This is a genomic window from Neorhizobium tomejilense (assembly GCF_964254135.1).
GTDB lineage: Bacteria > Pseudomonadota > Alphaproteobacteria > Rhizobiales > Rhizobiaceae > Neorhizobium > Neorhizobium tomejilense.
Window position 1 is genome coordinate 1,591,053 of record NZ_CAXUSO020000002.1, and the last position, 20,260, is coordinate 1,611,312.

The following is a 20,260-nucleotide window of genomic DNA, read 5'->3' on the forward strand; positions in this document are numbered from 1 at the left end:
AAATATGGGGTCGCGCAGCCGTCAGCCAGCGGCGGAAAATTTCTGGGCTTCCTGATCTCGCAGGATCTTTCGGTTCACCTTGCCTGCCGGGGTCTTCGGCAGCTCGGTTACAAATTCGATCTGGCGGGGGTATTCGTGACGAGCGAGCTTGGCGCGCACATGCTCCTGAATGCTCTCCGTGAGACCGGGCGTTTCACCCGTCTTTGGAATGATGAACGCCTTCACCACCTGTCCGCGCAGGCTGTCGGGGGTTCCGATCACACCGCATTCAGCCACGGCCGGATGGCTCAAAATCGCATCCTCGACCTCAACGGCGCCGATGGTCCAACCTGCCGAGATGATCACGTCGTCGGCCCGTCCACCGTGATAGAAATAGCCATCCTCGTCGACGCGACCGAGATCCTTTGTCGGGAACCACTGGCCGCCCTTCCTGACCATGAGTTCGCCGGTTTCCCCGGTAGCACAGCGAGAGCCATCCGGCCGTTGGACTTCCACCTCGACGCCAGGGACGGCCTTGCCCATAGCACCATCACGCACCTCGAGGTCGCTCGCTCCGGGATAGTTGGCTATGATGACGCCGATCTCGGTCGTGCCGTACATTGAGCGAACCTTCGTCCGGAACACCTGTTCGACATAGGCCGCAGTCTCGCTGTCGATCGGCTCGCCAGTGAAGGACAGTTTTTCGAAACTGTAGGTAAAATTCTCGGCTTCGCCAGAGTTTCGCATCATGCGGTAGTGGGTCGCTGCGGCGGTTAGATTGGTGATCTTAAAATCCTGCAGGGCCTTCAGGAGGCGCACCGGATCGAACCTGCCGGAGAAGGTCCCGGTGGAGACCCCCATGGCAAGCGGCGCGAACGTTCCGTGCCAGAGGCCGTGTCCCCAAGCTGGCGAAGACGGGCAGAAGAAGCGATCACCGGGCCGAATGCCGGTCGCATATAGGGCAGCAACCATAAGGGTGACGATGGACCGATGGTTGTGGTGCACGGCAGCCGGCAGGAGGCGGGTCGTCCCGGAGGTATATTGCAGCACTGCGAGATCGCCGCCGCTCGTGTCCCAATCGAATGCCGGCGGCAGGTCCTTCAAACTCTCAAGAAAGGCCTGATCAGCGATGATCACGTTCTTCGCTCCGCCCTCCTCTGCTTCCGGAGCCTTTTCAGCATTGGTGAAAAATATCTCCGGGTTGCAGTCTCCGTTGCGCAGCCTGATTCCCTCGGGTCCGAAAAGCGTGAACATCGGCACCGCGACCGCACCTACCTTGAGTGCGCCAAAGATCGCACAATAGAAAGGCAGAGAGGGCTCGATCATCACGGCGACGCGGTCACCTTTCTCGATGCCTTTTTCTTTGAGGAAATGCGCGATCTGCGATGAACGACGGGAGAGTTCCTCAAACGTAATGACCTCATCACCGCCGTCTGCATTTGCGATGCGCAGGGCAACATTGCTGCCATTCACGTGACGATCGACGCACTCGTGGGCGATGTTGAACCGATCGCGCGTGCCGTCAAACAGGTCCCATAGGGCCTCTTTCGTGTAGTGCTTCTGCGCATCCGCATAGGACGTGTAATCCGTCAGCGCCATATGGTTTCCTCCAAATCCCTTCACTCCGGGCAAATTTCAGCCACCCGTCGTGCTCGTTGACAACGGTAAGGGCACAGATATACCATTGTCAATACGCCATTATCGTTGTATATAGACAATAACGGCCACGTTTTGGAGTGCATGAAATGAGCGAAGACGAGACGACCCAAGCGAGCAAGAGGCAGGTACCCGCAGTCACCCGCGCGATCGCCATTCTCAGATATCTGGGGCGATCGAACGAGCCGGTAGGCGTCAATCCGATCGCCCGCGAGTTGGGTTTGGTGCCAAGCACCTGTCTTCATATCCTGCGGGTCCTGCAGGACGAGGGACTAGTCGAGTTCGATTTGAGAACTAAGCGTTATTCTATCGGCGTCGGGATCCTGCCTCTCGCGCGATCAGCCCTTCAAAAGAATACATTCTCGGTTATGATCCAGCCACGCCTTTCGGAATTATCGACTCGCTTCAATGTCACCGCCATCGCGACGCAACTGTCCGAACCGGGGCAAATGGTCGTGGTAGCCTTGTCTCAGTCTCCTCTGCCATTCCGCCTCCAGGTCGATCTGGGATCACGCTTTCCTCTATTGATCTCCGCGACGGGCCGGCTATTCGCAGCGTTCGGCGGCATGGGCAAAGACGCCCTCCAGCGCGAATTCTCGAAGCTGGTATGGGACCATCCACCGACTTTTGCGAAGTGGACCGAAGAGGTCGAACAAGCGCGCACGCGCGGATATGCTGTAGATCAGGGCACGTACATTTCCGGAGTGACGGTCGTTGCTGTTCCGATCTTTAATGCGCGAAAGCAAATGATCCGTTCGCTCGTCGCAATCGGCATCACCGAAAGGTTGGAGGATGCGGAGATCCCCAAGCTTGCGCGAGCGCTGACGGACGCGCGCAACGAAATCGAAAACGTGCAAATGACTGCTGGGAGTTGAATATGACCGACACGAGTGAGCAGAGAAATTGGAAGCCTTTGAACGCAGGCGCATTCATGGCAATGTTAGGTCCCTTGACTAAGGCTCGCGACGCGGACGGGTGCGTCGCTTATGCGCTGCAAACCAGGAGCGAGCACGCGAACGCGATCGGACTGGTCCACGGTGGCGTGATCACCACCCTTCTCGATCAGGCTATAGCGATGGTGGCCTGGGAGGCAGTGGACCGGGCACCAACTGTCACCGTTCAGCTGGAAACGCGCTTCGTCAGCGCAGCCCGGCCCGGTACGCTTCTGGAGGCGCGGGCAAAGATCCGGGACCGAGCCGGCTCCATGATCTTTCTTGACGCTGAAGTATTCGACAGAGAGCGCGTTGTCGCCTTGGCCACGGCAGTTATGAAAATTTCAAGAAAGGCGGCCTGACATGCCCGCTACGGTGCACAATAAGGGCCCCCTCGTCGGCATCAAAGTCCTTGATTTCTCCCGCATTCTTTCCGGGCCTTACGCCTCGATGGTTCTCGCCGATCTCGGGGCTGACGTCATCAAGATCGAGCCGATCGAAAAGGGCGATGAGACGCGTAATTTCCCGCCTTTCGTCGAGGGGATGAGCCATTACTACATAGCCCTGAACCGCAGCAAGAAAAGTGTTGCCGTGGATCTGAAGTCCACCGAGGGCTTGAAGATTGCCAGGGATCTTGCAGCGCAAAGCGACATAGTCGTCGAAAATTTCCGCCCGGGGGTCATGGAGAGGCTGGGGCTCGGCTACGAGACACTCAAGATCGAGAACCCGTCCCTGATTTACTGTTCGATCACCGGCTTTGGAAAGAACAGTCCGCACGCCAGCAAGCCGGCCTTCGACATCGTGGCCCAGGCCCTTTCGGGGGTCATGAGTGTCAACTGCGAACCGGGTCAGGCACCGAACAGACTTGGTTTACCCTTGGGCGATATGGCGGGAAGTATCTATTCGATCTTTGGCATCCTTGCAGCCCTGCACGATCGCCACCGGAGTGGCCGCGGGCAATTGGTGGAAATCGCCATGCTCGACAGCCTGATTGCCATGCAGGGCTATCTTTCACAGATCTATTTCGTGACCGGAGAGAGTCCAAAGCCCGTTGGCACGCAGCACCCAAGCATCGTCCCCTATGGATCATTTCCAACTTCGGACGGACACGTCATCGTGGCATGCCTAACCGAACGGTTCTGGCACAATTTTGCACGATGCCTCGACAGGCCGGATCTTATCGAGGACCCAAGGTTTGCCCTATACGAGGCGAGACTGAAGAATCGCGCTGAGCTCGAGCCGCTCATTCTCCACCGGATGGCGAGCGAGAGTACTGCCTTTTGGCTGGATCGCCTGACTGCCTTCGATGTCCCAAACGCGCCAATCCTATCCATTGGCGAAGCCCTAGAGCAGGACCACGTCGCGGCACATGGTCTCATCGAGACCGTAACCCATCCGAAGATCGGTAGCCTGCGCATGGTCCGCGGTCCGATACTCTTCGATGGGCAAGGGCCCTCGCCCGCTTCTCCGCCCTCCCTACTTGGCGAGGACACTTATGAAATCCTCTCGGAACTGCTTGGCTTCACGAGACAACAGATCGACGATCTCAAGGAACGTGCCGTGATCCTCTAATAGTGTTCTGAACAGGCCGCTTAGAGAATAACCCCGCCCCTGGATTCTGAAGGAGCAGAATCACATAGAGCGTTTCACCTTTTGACGGAAACGTAGCCTGCATTTTCGAGATAGTTGGCACATTCATCGGATTGGATCGCCTCGACCAGGTTACCAATGTGCCGCCAGGTTTCGTCGATGGTCCTCCTTTGCGCATTGCGCATCCAGTGCTTGATCTTTGAGAAGGCCTGCTCGATCGGATTGAGGTCTGGTGAGTAGGGCGGCAGGAACCAGAGCCGCGCGCCAGCGGCTTTGATCGCTTTACGGATAGCGGCCGACTTGTGACTGCCGAGATTGTCCATGATGACGATGTCACCTGGCTTGAGGACTGGTATCAACTGTTGCTCGACATAGGCGCGAAAGCACGTGCCATTGATCGGGCCATCGAAAACGCAGGGTGCTGTCAGTTGGCTGCTGCGCAATGCACCGATGAATGTCAGGGTGCGCCAGTGACCGTGCGGCGCAAACGCCCGCAGACGTCTGCCCTTCGGTCCCCAGCCTCGGATGGGCGTCATGTTGGTTTTGATCCAGGTCTCATCAATGAACACCAGCCGCTCAGGATCAAGATGATGCTGCAACGCCTTCCACCGCTCTCGCCGACGGGCGACGTCGGCGCGGGCTTGTTCAAGGGCGAACAGCGTTTTTTTTGAAGCGCAGCCCCTCGCTGCGGATGAACTCCCAAATCGTATTGTGTGAGACGGCAATGCCTCGTGAAGCCAATTCGGCCTTGAGGCCATGTAGCGTCAGGTGAGAGTTCTGACTGAGACGCTCGATAATGAAATCACGATGTGGTTCAAGAATGCGTTTGCGATGGCCGCCCATCTTGCCCGGACGAACCGATCCAGTTGCCCGATGGCGTTGCGACCACTTCACCACCGATGACGCCGCCACCTCAAAGCGCGCAGCAACGGTACGGACGCTTTCGCCGCTCAGCACGGCGGCGACAACACGCTCGCGAAGATCATTGGATAAAGGTGCCGTCATGAGATGCTGGCCTCCATCCAGCCAGCACCAATGAATCAGATCAAAACTGATTTGGGAATCGACCACGATTCAGAAAAAGGCGGAAACGCTCTAGGTCCCGAACCCGATCGAACGCTGTTACAACGCAAGCTGGCAGTGGACAGCCAATACCCTGGAGGCACTTCCTTTGATGAGAACTCCGCCGTTTCCGCTGAGCTACGAACGATTGCGAACACCAACGTGCTCAGAATTCGGGAACGGAGGCCACAATCGGATGACCGATCGCCCTCGCGCCGGCATTGACGTTGACGATCGGAGCATCCCAATCAGTTGCCGGCTATCGCGAAATGGACTTTACGCTGCCGATGCCGTATTGGGGGCCAACTCAACCGGGGTTCTCTGCCTACAGCTCTAATGCCGAAATAACCGACGATCCTGATGCTCGCTGAATGTCTTATTCGGGCATACCGGCACACATCGCCGCCTAGCGAGGGTTCGTCCTTAAACCGCAAGATCCCACATTTGACCTGAAGGCCGTAGAGTTTTCCGGAGTCGTCAGCTACGCCGAATCGAGCCACTACCGCTCGATGAGCCAAAGGTTGACGCGCTAATAAGCAAAGCCTTCAAATATTTAGCGCACACATCAGCGACAACGTAAGCAGACCCAAAATTCCGGTCAGCAGTACTGCGATCTTCGGGCTCTCGGCTGCCGCAAGGGCTATGCGGCGCGCCCGCAAGTCGGCCAGCGCAGCCTTCTCAGGAAGGAGTTCGTCGAAGAAGAACTCATGCTCGTAGCCTTCGATTATGAAGATGATGGAGACGCCCCTCTTCCACAACGCGTTCTTCGCCCGCGCGAGTGCCTCTTCGTACGTGAACTCCGACCAGTGCGCCGACCAGTCCATTTCCAGCATGTTCATAGGAACCTCCCATAACCCAGAGCGAGCATTTCTGCGGGGGCCTCAGTCGCAGCCGCCCGCAGCAAGTGTCTAGTGATCGTCGAGCGAACCCTGCGCGTAGAAGTGCTGTCTGATCGTTTTCGTGTATGAGGCGAACTGGGTTGACGCCATGACGCTCAGGTCACGGGGCCGCGGCAGATCGATGTCGTAGACCGCAGCAACCGATCCGGGACGCTCGCTCATCACGACCACCCTGTCCGATAGATAAACCGCTTCGGGAATGCTGTGTGTGATCAGCAGAACTGTCTTCTTGGACTCAAGCCAGATCCGCTGAAGCTCCACGTTCATCTTTTCGCGAGTCATCGCGTCAAGCGCGCCGAAAGGTTCATCCATAAGGAGCACCTGCGGGTCATGGAGCAGTGCGCGGCAAATCGATGCGCGCTGCTGCATGCCGCCCGAAAGCTGCCATGGATACTTGTTCTCGAAGCCCTGCAGGCCCGCCATCGCGATCAGGGCTTCGGCGCGCCTGCGCGCCTCCACCTTGTTCATGTTCCGCATCTCCGCCTGGAGGAGGATGTTGTCCATGATGTTTCGCCAGGCGAGAAGAACCGAGCTCTGGAACACAATGCCGACGTCGGTCTGCGGTCCGGAGATCTTCCGCCCGGCGAGCAGGAGTTCGCCGTCGGAGATGGGTGCTAGTCCGGCAACCAGTTTGAGAAGCGTGCTTTTACCGCAGCCCGAAGGACCGACGACCGACACGAACTCGCCTTCCTTGATCGACAGGTCGATCGGTTTGAGGGCTTCGAAGGAGCCGAACTTCTTCGTGACGCCGTTCAATTGGATGAGGGTCGACCTGTCCACCGGCCGGGGGAACTTATCTTTCATCATGTCCTCGGATGCGCGTAGCGATCTCATGTGCTGTACCTCACGGCAGGAAGGCGTCGATGTAGTACTTCCCGACATCCTTGTCCGATGCCTTGAGCGTACCGACCGCGATCATTGTGGCGATGGTCTCTTCTACCTGCGCGTTCGTCACGCGCAGCGGCCGCGAGCCTTCTGTTTCCTTGGCCTTGAATAGCGGAATGGCGGTCTTGAGACCGGTCATCAGGCTTTCCGGGGTGCCGGCGTTCGGATAGGCCTTGCGGACCGCTTCGACGGCTTCCTGTGGATGCTCCGACGCATATTCGAACGACTTGGTGGCGGCGCGCATGAACTTCTTCAGGAGCTCCGGCTTCTCGGCGATCGTCGCGGTGTTCACGATAAATGACGACCCGATGCTGTTGACCCCGAAGTCGGCGAACAGCATATTCGTGACCGGCTTTCCGGTCGCCGCCTCGATCTGCGTTCCCTGATCGGTCGCGAAGCCGAGCAGCGCATCGGCCTGGCCGGTGATAACGGCGTTCACCTTGGTCTTGGCGTCGCCGTTGACGGTCTTGAAGTCGCCGTTCTTGAGCTTGTTCTTTTCCAGGAAGAGCGGCCAGGACTGGGACGGTGAGTCCCCTGCCGTCATAGCGATGGTCAGTCCCTTCACCTTCTCGGGGCTGTCTATGCCCTTCTCCTTCAGGCTGATGACGGCGAAGGGGCTGCGCTGAAGCGCCGAGCCGATGGAGATAACCGGAGCGCCCTTGACGGCGAGAGCCATCATGGTCGTCAGATCGGCGAAGCCGATCTGCACATTGCCAGCAGCGACGGCCTGAACGGTCGGCCCGGAGCCGCGGCCTTCCTGGATCTCAATGTCGACGCCCTCCGCCTTGAAGAAGCCCTTCTCCTTACCGAGAACGAGTGGCGAATGCAGTCCCGTGACGTACCAGTTGAGCATCAACGTGGTTTTCTCGGCGTCTTGTGCAGCGGCCAAGTTCGGCTGCGAAAAGGCACTTGCGACGGCCACGGCCGCGCCGAAGACCAGGTTAGAGATTTTCATCAGACTTTCCTCCTCTTTGATGAATTCTTCAGTGCGCTCCGGCGGTCGCCAAGCGATTGGAAATGTGCCACGGCAGCATCAGCTTTTCGATGAGGTCGATGATCATGAAGAGCAGCACCCCCATGAGCGACAGGATGATCAGCGCGGAGAACATCAAAGGCAGGTCGAAATTGCCATTCGCCCGCTGGAGCACATAGCCGATTCCGGAATTGGAACCCACGAACTCACCGACGACCGCGCCGACGACCGCCAACGTGATGGAAACCTTCATGCTTGCAAAAATCGCCGGAAGCGCGTTCGGCAGGCTGATTTTGTAGAACATCTTCAGCCGGCTGCTGCCCATGGATTTTGCCAGATCGATCATGTCCGATTCGAGCGACTTAAAGCCGAGGACGGTAGAAACCACGATTGGGAAGAAGCCGAGTAGGAAGGCCACGATGACCTTCGGAAACAGCCCGAATCCGAACCAGACGACGAATAGCGGCGCGATGGCCACCTTCGGAATGCTCTGCGAGAAGACGAGCAGCGGATAGACATAGCTCTCGATGGTCTTGGAGTAGGCGATGAGCATCGCCAGCGGCACTCCGATCAGCACAGAAAGCAGGAAGCCGCCGACCGTCGCCTGCAGGGTGGGAACGGACTCCGCCAGCAACATCGGCCATTGAGCGTACATCTGCACCGCGACGTCGATCGGAGTGGGAATGAGATAGGCGGGAATGCCGAACAGACGAATGGTGAGATCCCAAACGACGACCAGAAAGAGGACCAGCAGCACCGGCCTCACGAACGGAGAGTTGAACGACCGCATCATGGCTTCCTCCGGGCTCCCGAATGTTCAATAAGACGCATCACGAAATTTCCTCCTCTAAGAACTTTGCAAAGTGGCCAGCCGGAAAGGTCGATGGGTTGCCGCCTTGGCAGGCCGAGGTCTTTTGCGCGACGAACTCCTCCGGCCCAGCTCGTGCCACCGCAGGAGGCTTTTGCTGGCCTGCTGTCCGATGAATTTCATTAATTCACCATCTAGGGAATTAATGAAATTCTTCGTCTCAAAAGTCAATAAGTCGGCCATCGATTTCCCTGATTCCGATGAAATTTGCGTGTGACGCCCATCCCAGTCACTCCCTGACCAGGATCGCGATGTCGGCTACGTTCGTACCAGTTGGCCCGGTCACGATGGCATCGCCTGTCTTTCGAAAAAAGGTTCCGGAATCGGCGCGACGAAGATGGTCCTCAGCGTCTTCGAACAATCCGAAAGTCCGCCCGTCGACCACGGCGCCGGCCGCTTCGGAAACTCCGTCGCTACCGTCTGTTCCGGAGACCAGCACGTGGAGGTCCGGCCGGCCCGCGATCGCCTTCGCAAATAGGAGCGCGAGCGCCTGGGCGCGACCTCCGATGCCGGGTTTTTCGGGTAGAGAAATGGTGGGCTCACCCCCGAAGATATAGACGCCAGGACCGCCACGGTTAGTCGTCTGCAGGCAAACATCGACTACAGTGTCGATAGGCGCGCTGAGTGTTTCAGAGTTGACGACCACATCGAGGCCGATGAGCCTGAAGCGTCTTGCCAGTTCTTCCCGAAGGAGGCGGTTCGACGCTACGATGGTCGCCTTGTAATCGCCGCAGTAGGTGCCGCGCTCTCCGATCCCGGCTCCGATCAGATCGATGCCATCCGAGGCGACGTCGGAAATCGCAAGGACGCGAACTTCGCGACCTGCGAAACGACTGAGGAGATTACCACCCTTGATGTCTGACATCGCAATGCGGCGGGCGTTGAGCTGCTCGATCGTGCTTCCGTCGGCGAGAGCGGCAGACGTCATGTCCCGAAGGTCTTGAAGCGACCTGCCGGGTACCAGCTTCTCCACCAGGGAGGAAGCGCCGCCGGACACCAGCATCAGCAGCCTGGCGTCTGAACCTGCGTTCCCGATCCACTCTGCGAGAGCCTCGCCGGCTCGCAGCGACTTATCGTCCGGGACCGGGTGGGCCGCCTCTAGGAACCGGACGTCTGATCCGGCAGGGACACCGTGCCCGTACTTGCTGACGATAAGCGCGGGTACCTCAAGGAACCGAGGCCGACAGCCTTCATACATGTCGACAGCCGCCTTTCCTACGGCCACGATCATCGTCGGCTGAAACTCCGTGTGTTCGTTCAGATCTCTGGAGACGGCACCCTTGCCGGTGACCGTTCCGAGACTGGCACGGAATACGTCCCGAAGCATATCGCTCCAGTTCCCGCTCGACATCATCTTGCGCCCCTTCACATCACGCCAACTTGGGCAAAAGCCCGCTCACGGAGTCTTTGGCATCGCCATAGAACATGCGGGTATTGTCCTTGTAGAACAGCGGGTTCTCGATGCCGGAATATCCGGTTCCCTGGCCACGCTTTGAGACGAAGACCTGCTTTGCCTTCCAGACCTCGAGAACCGGCATTCCGGCGATCGGTGAATTGGGATCCTCCTGGGCCGCCGGGTTGACGATGTCGTTGGAGCCGATGACGATGACCACGTCGGTATTGGCGAAATCCTCGTTGATCTCGTCCATTTCGAGCACGATGTCGTAAGGCACCTTGGCTTCGGCGAGCAGGACGTTCATATGGCCCGGCAGACGGCCGGCGACGGGATGGATGGCGAAGCGAACGGTCTTGCCGGCGGCGCGCAGCTTGCGGGTCAGTTCCGAGACGGCAGCCTGGGCCTGCGCCACCGCCATGCCGTAGCCGGGAACGATGACGACGCTGTCGGCTTCGTTGAGCGCCGCCGCCACGCCCTCCGCATCGATGGCGATCTGTTCACCGATGATCTCCATCTGCGGTCCGGTGGTGGCGCCGAAGCCGCCGAGGATGACAGAGACGAAGGAGCGGTTCATCGCCTTGCACATGATGTAGGAGAGGATCGCGCCCGAGGAGCCTACCAGCGCGCCGGTGACGATCAGAAGATCGTTGCCGAGCGTGAAGCCGATGGCCGCCGCGGCCCAGCCAGAATAGCTGTTGAGCATCGACACCACCACCGGCATGTCGGCGCCGCCGATGCCCATGATCAGGTGGTAGCCGATGAAGAACGCGAGCGCCGTCATCAGGATCAGGGTCCAGGCGCCTTCGTCATTCACATACATCACGAGTAGGATCAGCGAACCGATCGCCGCGCTGGCATTCAAAAAATGGCCGCCGGGCAGCTTCTTCGCCTTGCCGTCGATCTTTCCCGCCAGCTTGCCGAAGGCAACGACCGAGCCGGTGAAGGTAACCGCGCCGATGAAGACGCCAAGAAACACCTCGACCTTCATGATCGCCAGTTCGACCGACGTCTTATGGGCAAGAATGCCGGCGAAGCCGTCCAGCGCAGCACGAGCGGCCTGGTCCAGGCCAGCCACGCGAGCGGCCTCGATATGGGCGTTGAACCCTATGAACACGGCAGCAAGGCCGACAAAGGAATGCAGCGCCGCAACAAGCTGCGGCATCTCGGTCATCTGCACGCGTAACGCGACGAAATAACCGAGGATTGAGCCGCCGGCGATCATCAGCAGGATCACGAACCAATTGCCGACACCTGGACCGAAAACCGTGGCGACGATAGCGAGCGCCATGCCGGTGATGCCGTACCAGACGGCACGCTTGGCGCTTTCCTGGCCGGACAGACCGCCGAGGGACAGGATGAAGAGAACCGCGGCTGCAATATAGGCAGCCGATACGATACCGATAGTCATGTTGGATCCCCTCCCGGCTCTAAGACTTCTGGAACATGGCCAGCATGCGCCGCGTCACCAGGAAGCCGCCGACGATGTTGATGGTCGCTATGAATACGGAGAGCGCGGCGAGCGCCACCACGATCCGGTCGCTCGACCCCACCTGCAGCAGAGCGCCGAGGATGACGATGCCGGAGACCGCGTTGGTAACCGCCATCAGTGGCGTGTGCAGCGAATGGGAGACGTTCCAGATCACCTGGAAACCGATGAAACAGGCCAGCACGAAAACCACGAAGTGGCTCATGAAGCTCGGCGGAGCATAGGCACCCACGATCAGAAGCAGGGCGGTCGCAGCGGCAAGCAGGATCGCCTGGCTCCTCGTCTGAGCCTTGAAGGCCGCGGCTTCCCGCGCCCTCTTTTCCGCGAGGCTCTCCTCCTTCACCTTCTCCCGTGGCTTCTGGGCCGCGATCGCCATCACCTTGGGAGGCGGCGGCGGATAGGTGACCTCTCCCTTGAAGGTGACGGTCGCACCGCGAATGACGTCGTCCTCCATGTTGTGGACGACGACGCCGTTCTTTCCCGGTGTCAGGTCGGAGATCATGTGACGGATGTTGGTGGCGTAGAGCAGCGAGGACTGCGTCGCCATGCGGCTCGGGAAGTCCGTATACCCGACGATGATTACGCCGTTGTCGGAGACGATCCGCTGGTCGGCGACGGTCAGGTCGCAGTTTCCGCCTCGCTCCGCGGCCAGATCCACGACCACCGATCCCGGCTTCATCGCCGCCACCATGTCGGCGAGCCAGAGCTTGGGAGCGTCCCGTCCCGGAATGAGCGCCGTGGTGATGACGATGTCCATGTCCGGGGCAAGCTCGCGAAACCTGGTGAGTTGCTTCTCCCGGAACTCCGGCGAGGACGGAGCCGCGTAGCCTCCGGTGGTAGAGCCATCCTGGGCGTCCTCGAATTCGAGATAGACGAACTCGCCCCCCATGCTCTCGATCTGTTCGGCGACTTCTGGCCGGACATCGAATGCGAAGGTAACCGCTCCGAGAGATGTCGCTGTTCCGATTGCGGCGAGGCCTGCAACGCCCGCGCCGATCACAAGCACCTTCGCCGGAGGAACCTTGCCCGCGGCCGTGACCTGTCCGGTGAAGAAGCGTCCGAAATTGCTGCCTGCTTCGATGACTGCACGGTATCCGGCGATGTTGGCCATGGAAGAAAGCGCGTCCATCTTCTGTGCACGGGATATCCGAGGCACCATGTCCATCGCGATGACGTTCGCACCCGAGGCCCGGCAGGCCTCGAGAAGCTCCTGGTTCTGGCCAGGGTAGAAAAAAGAGACAAGGGTCTTGCCGGGCACAAGGCGTCGGACTTCGGCGGCCGCCGGCGGCCGCACCTTGACGATGACGTCAGCCGCCGCAAAAAGCGCCTCCGGATCGCCGACCACGCTCACGCCCGCGGCGCGATAGGCGTCATCCGAGAACCCCGCCGCAACCCCCGCACCGGCCTCGATAGCACAATCAAATCCCAGCTTGCGGAGCTGGCCCGCACTATCCGGCGTCATCGCCACGCGTGCCTCGCCAGCCGCAGTCTCCCTAGGAGCCCCGATCTTCATTCCTCTCTCCCGATGCTTCAGCAGTCGGCGGCCCGTTCGACGATTGTGCGCATCACTTCGTCGGCGTCTCGCTTCCACCAGTTGTTCGTGGAGAAGATCTCCACTTCGTTGAGGCCCTTGAACCCGTTGGCTTCGACCCGCTTGCGAAGGCGCGAAATGTCGATCACTCCGTCCCCCACCATGCCGCGGTCCAGCAGCAGATCAGTGGTCGGCACGAGCCAGTCGCAGATATGGAACGCCATCAGGCGCTGGAAGCCTGCCCTGTCGATCTGCTCCTCGATTTCCGGATCCCACCAGACGTGATAGACGTCGACGGCAACACCAATTCCCGGGCCAAGCCGATCGCAGATGTCGAGTGCCTGGCGCATCGTATTCACGCAGGCTCGGTCCGCAGCGTACATTGGATGAAGCGGCTCGATCGCGATCTTCACGCCACACGTTCTTGCGTATTCGAGCGACCTGGCGAGGCCTTCCTCGACGATCGCGCGCGCGGCCCCGATGTCCTTCGAGCCTGGAACGATGCCTCCGACGACCATGACAAGGCATTCCGCCCCGATGGTCGCCGCATCGTCGATCGCCTTTTTGTTGTCGTCGATCGCCTTCTGGTCGAGCGGATCCGCGATGGTGTACCAGCCGCCACGGCACAGACCTGATACGGACAGACCGGCGTCTCGGATGAGCCTTGCCGCTGTGTCCGCGCCGAGCTCGTCCAACTTGTCGCGCCATGGCGAGATGCCGCCGAATCCATGCCGGGCGCAGCCTTCGATGGCCTCGCGAAGGTTCCACTGCGATCGGACGGTCGCAGTATTAAGTGAAAGCTGTTGTGCTGTGGGCATTTCAGACTCCGATCCCGTAGGTTGCGAAGACACGGCCTGCGCGCCGGGCGGCACGATCCGGGTCGGCAAAGAGACCCGCCGCGCTGGCGAGCCGGACGATGTCGGCGAGATGCTGCGCCGAGCGCGTGCTCTGCTGGCCGCCAAGCATGGTGAAGTGATCCTGATGGCCATTGAGATAGGCCATGAACACGACGCCGGTCTTGTAGAAGCGGGTCGGAGCCTTGAAGATGTGACGCGACAACGGAACCGTCGGATCGAAGGCGGAGTTGTAGGCCACCATGTCGCCCCTGTTCAGAGCGCTGAGGGCCTGAGCCGCGGCGGTTGCGATCGGATCGAAAATGCCGAGGAGAGCGTGGCTGTAGCCCTGTTCGTCGCCCGCGATCAGTGCCGGGTAGTTGAAATCGTCACCGGTGTACATCCGCACGCCCTTCGGCAGCCGGCGGCGCATCGAGATCTCTTTCTCCGCGGAAAGGAGGGAGATCTTGATGCCGTCGACCTTGGATGCATTGTCGGCGATGACGCCGAGGCAGGTGTCCATGGCGGCCATATGGTCGCGGTCGCCCCAGTAGCCTTCAAGTGCCGGATCGAACATCTCGCCCAGCCAGTGGAGGATGGCGGGCTCCTTCAAGGAGCCAAGGATCCGCCCGTAGACCGTCCCGTAATCCTCCGGAGACTTCGCCACCTTGGCAAGGGCGCGAGACGCCATGAGGATGATCCGGCCGCCCGCCGCCTCGACGGCCTCGCATTGTTTCTCGTAAGCTATGATGACGTCGTCGAGGCTGAGGGCGTCCGAGGGCACCAGATGGTCTGTTCCGGCTCCGCAGGCAATCAGATGACCACCTGCCTTCGCCAGGGCGACGCTCCGCTGGATCAGCTCCAGCGAAGTGGGCCAGTCCATGCCCATGCCGCGCTGGGCGGTGTCCATTGCTTCGGCGACCCCGAAGCCCTTGGCCCAGAGGTGTTCGCGAAAAGCCAGCGTCCTGTCCCAGTCGACCGCGCAGTCGAGCCACGGATCGTTGTCCGCAAAGGGATCGACGACGACGTGAGCGGCGGCATAGGCGGTGCGATTCCATTCGCCGCTCTGGACAGCAGCAACCGCAGGGCCGATCTTGAAAGTCTCAAGACCACCATCTTTTGTAGGAAGGGTAACCGAAGCCATCGTCACAGCCCCAGGTCTTCCAGATCGATCCAGCGGCGCTCGCGGGCGCTCTGGTATCCGGCTTCGGCGAGCTGCACGCCCTTGGCGCCTTCGACGAAGGTGTAACGCCACTCAGAACCTTCCAGAACATGGCGCAGGAACTGCTCCCACTGAACCTTAAAACCGTTATCAAGCGGGACATTGTCTGGAACCTCCTCCCAGGATTCGTAGAAGTTGAGCGGCTGCGGTACGTCCGGGTTCCAGACAGGCTTCGGCGTGTTGACGCGGTGCTGGCTGTAGCACTTGTGGAGGCCGGCGACTGCCGAACCGTGTGTCCCGTCGATCTGGAAGGTAACGAGGTCGTCGCGACGGACGCGGGTGCACCAGCTGGAATTGATGTGCGCGACGATGTCGCCTTCAAGCATGAAGGTCGCATAGGCGGCGTCGTCTGCGGTCGCCTGATATTCCTTTCCACTCTCGTCCCACCGCTTGTCGATGTGGGTCGCAGTCGTGCAGCTCACCGACTTGACTGGCGCAACCACGTTGTCGAGGACATAGCGCCAGTGGCATAGCATGTCGGACACCATGCCGCCGCCGTCGGCAGCGCGGTAGTTCCAGCTCGGGCGCTGTGCGGGAAGGTAGTCGCCTTCGAACACCCAGTAGCCGAATTCGCCCTTTACGGAGAGGATCTTTCCGAAGAAGCCGCTGTCACGCAGACGCTTCAGCTTGACCAGTCCGGGGAGGTCGAGTTTGTCGTGAACGATACCGTTCTTGACGCCCTTTGCCTTTGCGTACTTGGCGATTTCGATGGCTTCCTCGAGTCCCTCGGAAATCGGCTTTTCGCAGTAGACGTGCTTGCCCGCGTCGATCGCCTTGCGAAGAAGCGTCGGACGAAGCTTGGTGGAAGCCGCGTCGAAGAAGATCTCGTTGTAGGGATCCGCCAGGGCGCCGTCGAGGTCAGTGGTCCAACGCTCGACGTTGTGGGTCTTGGCAAGGCGCTCGATCTTGGGGCCGTCGCGGCCGACGATAATGGGATCGGGGACGATCCGGCTGCCGTCGGAGAGTACGACGCCACCCTGATTTCTGATCGCGAGGACCGAACGTATGAGATGCTGGTTCATTCCCATACGGCCGGTCACGCCGTGCATTACGATGCCAATTTTCCTGTCACTAGCCATAGCTCGCCTCCCGTCTCGGCGGTCGCCCGCCCTTCGATAGTTGCCGTTAGAGATTTAATTCACCATCTGGAGAATTAATAGCTTTATTGCAGACGTCGCTCCCTTTGGCAAGTTGACAATTCATCATCCGGTGAATTATTTGGATCCTGCCGCCGCACGGGGCTTGATCGTTCAATCGTCACGGCGTGAGATCGCGCTCTGCTTAATGAAGCCGATCAGCGTGCATTCTGAACCGTAAGGAGAAATGACGATGGCCCCTGCATCTGACGCACCCGACATGTTGAACATGATCGATGGTTGGACGCACATCTTTCCGAAGGAGTACTTCGAGAAGATCAAATCAGTCTCGACCGCCGCCGGCCCTCTCAAGCGCTGGGTCACGTTGAAGCCCTTGTTCGATCTCGGCGAACGTTTCAGGCTGATGGACAGGTTCGCCTGCTATCAGCAGATTCTGACACCGTCGATGCCAGCCTTCGACGAGATCGCCGAAGGGCAGGAGGCCGCGGATCTCGCCCGGTTGATGAACGACGGATTGGCGAACCTGGCACAGACCTACCCGGACCGGTTTCCTTATTTCGTTGCAGGAATCGCCATGATGGACGAGGCGGCCGCAGTCTCCGAAATCGAACGGGCTGCTGCCCTTGGCGCCATTGGCTTCCAGCTTCCCACGCATGTGCGCGGCATGCCGCTGGATCACGAGCGGTTCTCCAGCATCTGGGACGCGCTTGCCGCCACAGGGCGCCCCGTCTGGCTTCATCCGATCAAAGGGCCAACGGCTGATTATCCGACGGAAGAGAAATCCAAGTTCGAGATCTGGTGGTGTTTTGGCTGGCCGTATGAAACGACGGTTGCGATGTCGCGGCTGGCGCTTTCGGGTCTCTTCGACCGCCACCCCCATCTACGGATCATCACCCATCATATGGGCGGCATGATACCGTTCTTCTCAGGCCGCATTGAGCAGGGCCTGGGGCTGGAAATGGGCGCAAGAACCCCTCCTTCGGATGCGCACCTCCTTCCAGGCGATCTGAAGCATCCGGTATCCAGATACTTCAAGGCGTTCTATGGCGACACTTCGTTGTCGGGAGCGGCTTGTGCGCTTCAGTGCGGCATCGACTTCTTCGGCCTTGACCATGTGGTCTTCGCCACCGATTTCCCGTTTGACGCCGAGGGGGGATCATATTTGATCCGCGAAACCCTCCGTTCGTTCCAATCGGCACGGATGTCGAAGGACGAGATACTCACTATCGGAAACCGCAACCTCCACAAGCTATCGAGGCCTTCCTTCGAGTCGCTGTTTTGATCAACCAAATCGGTCCGGGCGCCGGCTTTCGCTTCCCAGGAGACCGTCTCTGGTCGTCGCCGTGGGGCTTATTTATATTGCCATCAGTAGATGTACTTGGAGCGGTCGATCCCAAGGCGGATAGCCTCATATCTCCGAGGGCCACAACTGCATCTTTTATGCGAAAGGCTGACGCCCAATGGCGCGACGTAAATTGAACACATCAGCAACCGAGGATGAGATCCCTGCGGATGCCCTGACCAAGTTCCGGGATGCAGACCGCTCGAAGAGGCTCATCCTGGAGGTCGCGGGGGAAGAGTTCGCCGAGCACGGACTCGGAGGTGCGCGGATGGCCCGCATCGCCGAACGGGCAAACCTCGACAAGAAACTGATCTTCTACTACTTCGACAATAAGGAACGCCTCTACACCGAGGTGCTCGCCGACGCCTACGCTAAGATCCGAAGTGCGGAATCCAAGCTCCACCTCACTGAATTGGACCCTGCGGAAGCGGTTTGTCGCCTCGCTGAGTTCACCTGGAACTACTATGTCGAGAACCCCGAGTTCATCACGTTCCTCAACAGCGAGAACCTGCACCGGGCGCGACACGTACAGACCCTTCCAAACATCCAGAACCTCAATTCGCCGCTCGTCTCAATGCTAAGATCCATACTCAAGCGCGGCGAGGACGAAGGTACGTTCAAGCAGGGCATCGACCCTGTCCAGCTCTATATTTCGATCGCTGCCCTCTCGTATTTCTACCTCTCCAACAACTATACACTTTCGGCAATATTCGGGAGGAACCTTCTCTCGGATGACGCGCGAAAAGAACGGCTGGAACACATAAAGCAGATTGTTCTCAGCTATGTTACCCTCCCCTCGCCCGAGGTCGCCTAAACGTACATTGCGCTGCGGCGTAATCGGCGATGTCAAGGCGTTCCTGTTAGCTCGCGGTGATCAACCGGAATCCCGCCAGCTTTGAAAGGAATCGGTCTTCCGCCTTCTCGCCTTATCTGATCGCCCACGCGGTTTGGCTCTACATCCAACTCCCACTAAGCCCGCGACTGTCGAGGAAAGGCCGCTGGAGCGTGGTGTTGTCGTTTCGCATGAAACAATCCGGCGTTTGCTCCGGAAATCCGGCCTAGGTCATGCGGGGGCTTGAGACGCAAACGCCGAGCCCCGATTGCATCTGGTATCTGGACGAGGTGGTGGCGACGATCGGTGAACTGAGACCATGGTTGTGGCAATCGTCAACCAGGACGGCTATGGGCTCGACGAGATCGTCCGGTCGCGTCGCAACACCAAAGTAGCCAAACGCCTGCTGACCCGGCACGGGTTATTCGGCACAGTGATCGGCGACGGTAGAATTCGGTAGCAGCGACCCGGCCGCGCGTTCCCTGCATCCAAGTGTCCATCACTTCATCCAGCTTGTACTTTGGCGCGGTATAAGCTCGTAGCCAAGATCAACGACCGGAGGATCCACCTTCCGACCCTCGATTGTCGCAACCAGCATTTCTATCGCCGTGATCCCCATTCTTTCGCGATACGTTCTGACACTGGTAATTGATGGAGCTGCAACTGCGACCATCTCGAGATCATTGAAACCACATATACCCATTCGGTCGGGAACATGAATTTGCCGCCGCTGACATTCGAAGAGGACGCCCATAGCCAAATCGTCATTGTTGCAGAATATGGCATCCGCATTGGACGTCCGCGCCAAGAGCTCCGACAGCAATTCGCAGCCGAGGGTTACGGTCGACGGTTTTGGGGTGGTCACTATCAGTGTCGGATCAAATAATCCTTCTTTCCTCAAACACTGAGAATAGCCCTCCAATCGCCGCTGTGTTCGAGGGTCCATCTGCGCGCCAAGAAAAGCGATCCGCCGATAGCCGCGATCCAATAGATGCTGGACCGCAGCCCATGCGGCATCTCGATGTGAGAATCCCACCACCATATCGATCGGAGAATCTCCAGTCTCCATGATTTGAACAACAGGGCAGTCGGCAGTGAGGAGGAGGTCTCTCGCCGTTGCTGATTGGTCAATACCCGCAACGATGAGGCCCGCGGGCCGCTGATTCAAGAAAACCCGCAGCAGTCTTTCTTCCTCCAGTATGGAGTAGCGCGTGTTGCCCAACTGCAGGTCATAGGTGGAGCTGGGTCCAAGCGTCGCGTAAATCCCTCGAATGACTTCCGCAAAGACGCTGTTCGTTAGCGAAGGAATAAGCACCCCGATCACATTCGTCCGCGCCGAAGCCAATGCGCGCGCAGCCGGGTCAGGAAGATAGTCAAAGTCATCGACAGTCCGTTGAATTCGCTCCCGAAGCTCCTTGGAGACCATTTCCGGGGCGCGCAATGCCCGCGATACTGTGATTGCGCTAACACCGCTTGCTTTAGCGATATCAACTAACGTGATTTTCCGCTTTTTGTGGCTCTTTTTCCTCATGTGCACCTCCGGCTCTGGAGATAGCGCAAATCCAGCTTGTTGACAAATGATTGCGCAATCATTACCACAAGCAGATGAAGACGGGTGGGAGTGGGAACGGTCTTTGGCATCCGACCGCCAAATTTGGGTCGCGCAGCTCGCGGCAT

19 protein-coding genes are annotated in these 20,260 nt (G+C 59.2%); 6 read left to right on the plus strand and 13 right to left on the minus strand.

The window, feature by feature from the left end; genetic code table 11:
- Positions 1-21 precede the first annotated feature (21 nt).
- Positions 22-1,578, minus strand: a complete 1,557-nt coding sequence (locus ACSQ3G_RS30290) for an acetate--CoA ligase (protein WP_436112962.1) — start codon at positions 1,576-1,578, stop codon at positions 22-24.
- Positions 1,579-1,724: 146 nt separating this feature from the next.
- Between ACSQ3G_RS30290 and ACSQ3G_RS30295 the strand changes: the two genes are divergently transcribed.
- Genes ACSQ3G_RS30295 through ACSQ3G_RS30305 form a run of 3 tightly spaced genes read left to right on the plus strand, consistent with a single transcriptional unit; the run spans position 1,725 to position 4,139 of the window.
- The gene (locus ACSQ3G_RS30295; protein WP_436112963.1) at positions 1,725-2,510 is read left to right on the plus strand and encodes an IclR family transcriptional regulator; all 786 of its coding nucleotides are present in this window, start codon (positions 1,725-1,727) and stop codon (positions 2,508-2,510) included.
- Between the two features lie 2 nt (positions 2,511-2,512).
- Entirely contained in the window at positions 2,513-2,929 is a 417-nt protein-coding gene (locus ACSQ3G_RS30300) for a PaaI family thioesterase (RefSeq protein ID WP_436112964.1), read from the plus strand.
- Between the two features lies 1 nt (position 2,930).
- Entirely contained in the window at positions 2,931-4,139 is a 1,209-nt protein-coding gene (locus ACSQ3G_RS30305) for a CaiB/BaiF CoA transferase family protein (protein WP_436112965.1), read from the plus strand.
- 74 nt (positions 4,140-4,213) lie between these two features.
- Here ACSQ3G_RS30305 and ACSQ3G_RS30310 read toward each other — a convergent pair.
- From ACSQ3G_RS30310 to ACSQ3G_RS30360, 11 genes are all read right to left on the minus strand, one after another.
- A protein-coding gene (locus ACSQ3G_RS30310; protein WP_105405491.1) for an IS630 family transposase occupies positions 4,214-5,162 on the minus strand; the annotation gives its coding sequence in 2 pieces (ribosomal slippage) (positions 4,214-4,825 and positions 4,827-5,162; 948 coding nt in all).
- 602 nt (positions 5,163-5,764) lie between these two features.
- Positions 5,765-6,058: a hypothetical protein gene (locus tag ACSQ3G_RS30315; protein WP_436112966.1), complete on the minus strand. Its 294-nt coding sequence runs from the start codon at positions 6,056-6,058 to the stop codon at positions 5,765-5,767.
- A gap of 69 nt (positions 6,059-6,127) precedes the next feature.
- On the minus strand, positions 6,128-6,925 hold the full coding sequence (locus ACSQ3G_RS30320) for an ABC transporter ATP-binding protein (RefSeq protein WP_436113237.1): 798 nt from the start codon (positions 6,923-6,925) through the stop codon (positions 6,128-6,130).
- 37 nt (positions 6,926-6,962) lie between these two features.
- A complete protein-coding gene (locus tag ACSQ3G_RS30325; protein WP_436112967.1) occupies positions 6,963-7,958 on the minus strand; it encodes an ABC transporter substrate-binding protein in 996 nt (331 codons plus the stop codon).
- A 28-nt stretch (positions 7,959-7,986) separates the two neighbouring features.
- The gene (locus ACSQ3G_RS30330) at positions 7,987-8,766 is read right to left on the minus strand and encodes an ABC transporter permease (RefSeq protein ID WP_436113238.1); all 780 of its coding nucleotides are present in this window, start codon (positions 8,764-8,766) and stop codon (positions 7,987-7,989) included.
- A gap of 307 nt (positions 8,767-9,073) precedes the next feature.
- A complete protein-coding gene (locus ACSQ3G_RS30335) occupies positions 9,074-10,198 on the minus strand; it encodes a DUF4147 domain-containing protein (RefSeq protein ID WP_436112968.1) in 1,125 nt (374 codons plus the stop codon).
- Positions 10,199-10,214: 16 nt separating this feature from the next.
- Positions 10,215-11,648: an NAD(P)(+) transhydrogenase (Re/Si-specific) subunit beta gene (locus tag ACSQ3G_RS30340; protein ID WP_436112969.1), complete on the minus strand. Its 1,434-nt coding sequence runs from the start codon at positions 11,646-11,648 to the stop codon at positions 10,215-10,217.
- A 19-nt stretch (positions 11,649-11,667) separates the two neighbouring features.
- Complete coding sequence (locus ACSQ3G_RS30345; protein WP_436112970.1) at positions 11,668-13,239, minus strand: Re/Si-specific NAD(P)(+) transhydrogenase subunit alpha; 1,572 nt, start codon at positions 13,237-13,239, stop codon at positions 11,668-11,670.
- Positions 13,240-13,256: 17 nt separating this feature from the next.
- Complete coding sequence (locus ACSQ3G_RS30350) at positions 13,257-14,075, minus strand: sugar phosphate isomerase/epimerase family protein (protein WP_436112971.1); 819 nt, start codon at positions 14,073-14,075, stop codon at positions 13,257-13,259.
- A gap of 1 nt (position 14,076) precedes the next feature.
- Entirely contained in the window at positions 14,077-15,234 is a 1,158-nt protein-coding gene (locus ACSQ3G_RS30355) for a dihydrodipicolinate synthase family protein (RefSeq protein ID WP_436112972.1), read from the minus strand.
- Between the two features lie 2 nt (positions 15,235-15,236).
- Positions 15,237-16,391, minus strand: a complete 1,155-nt coding sequence (locus ACSQ3G_RS30360) for a Gfo/Idh/MocA family protein (RefSeq protein WP_436112973.1) — start codon at positions 16,389-16,391, stop codon at positions 15,237-15,239.
- Positions 16,392-16,635: 244 nt separating this feature from the next.
- Between ACSQ3G_RS30360 and ACSQ3G_RS30365 the strand changes: the two genes are divergently transcribed.
- From ACSQ3G_RS30365 to ACSQ3G_RS30375, 3 genes are all read left to right on the plus strand, one after another.
- On the plus strand, positions 16,636-17,691 hold the full coding sequence (locus ACSQ3G_RS30365; RefSeq protein WP_436112974.1) for an amidohydrolase family protein: 1,056 nt from the start codon (positions 16,636-16,638) through the stop codon (positions 17,689-17,691).
- A gap of 193 nt (positions 17,692-17,884) precedes the next feature.
- Positions 17,885-18,565 (plus strand): TetR family transcriptional regulator, encoded by a 681-nt coding sequence (locus ACSQ3G_RS30370; protein ID WP_436112975.1) that lies wholly within the window; start codon positions 17,885-17,887, stop codon positions 18,563-18,565.
- Positions 18,566-18,902: 337 nt separating this feature from the next.
- A complete protein-coding gene (locus tag ACSQ3G_RS30375) occupies positions 18,903-19,043 on the plus strand; it encodes a hypothetical protein (protein ID WP_436112976.1) in 141 nt (46 codons plus the stop codon).
- 39 nt (positions 19,044-19,082) lie between these two features.
- Here ACSQ3G_RS30375 and gntR read toward each other — a convergent pair whose 3' ends face one another.
- Positions 19,083-20,114 (minus strand): HTH-type transcriptional regulator GntR, encoded by a 1,032-nt coding sequence (gntR, locus tag ACSQ3G_RS30380; RefSeq protein ID WP_436112977.1) that lies wholly within the window; start codon positions 20,112-20,114, stop codon positions 19,083-19,085.
- Positions 20,115-20,260 lie beyond the last annotated feature (146 nt).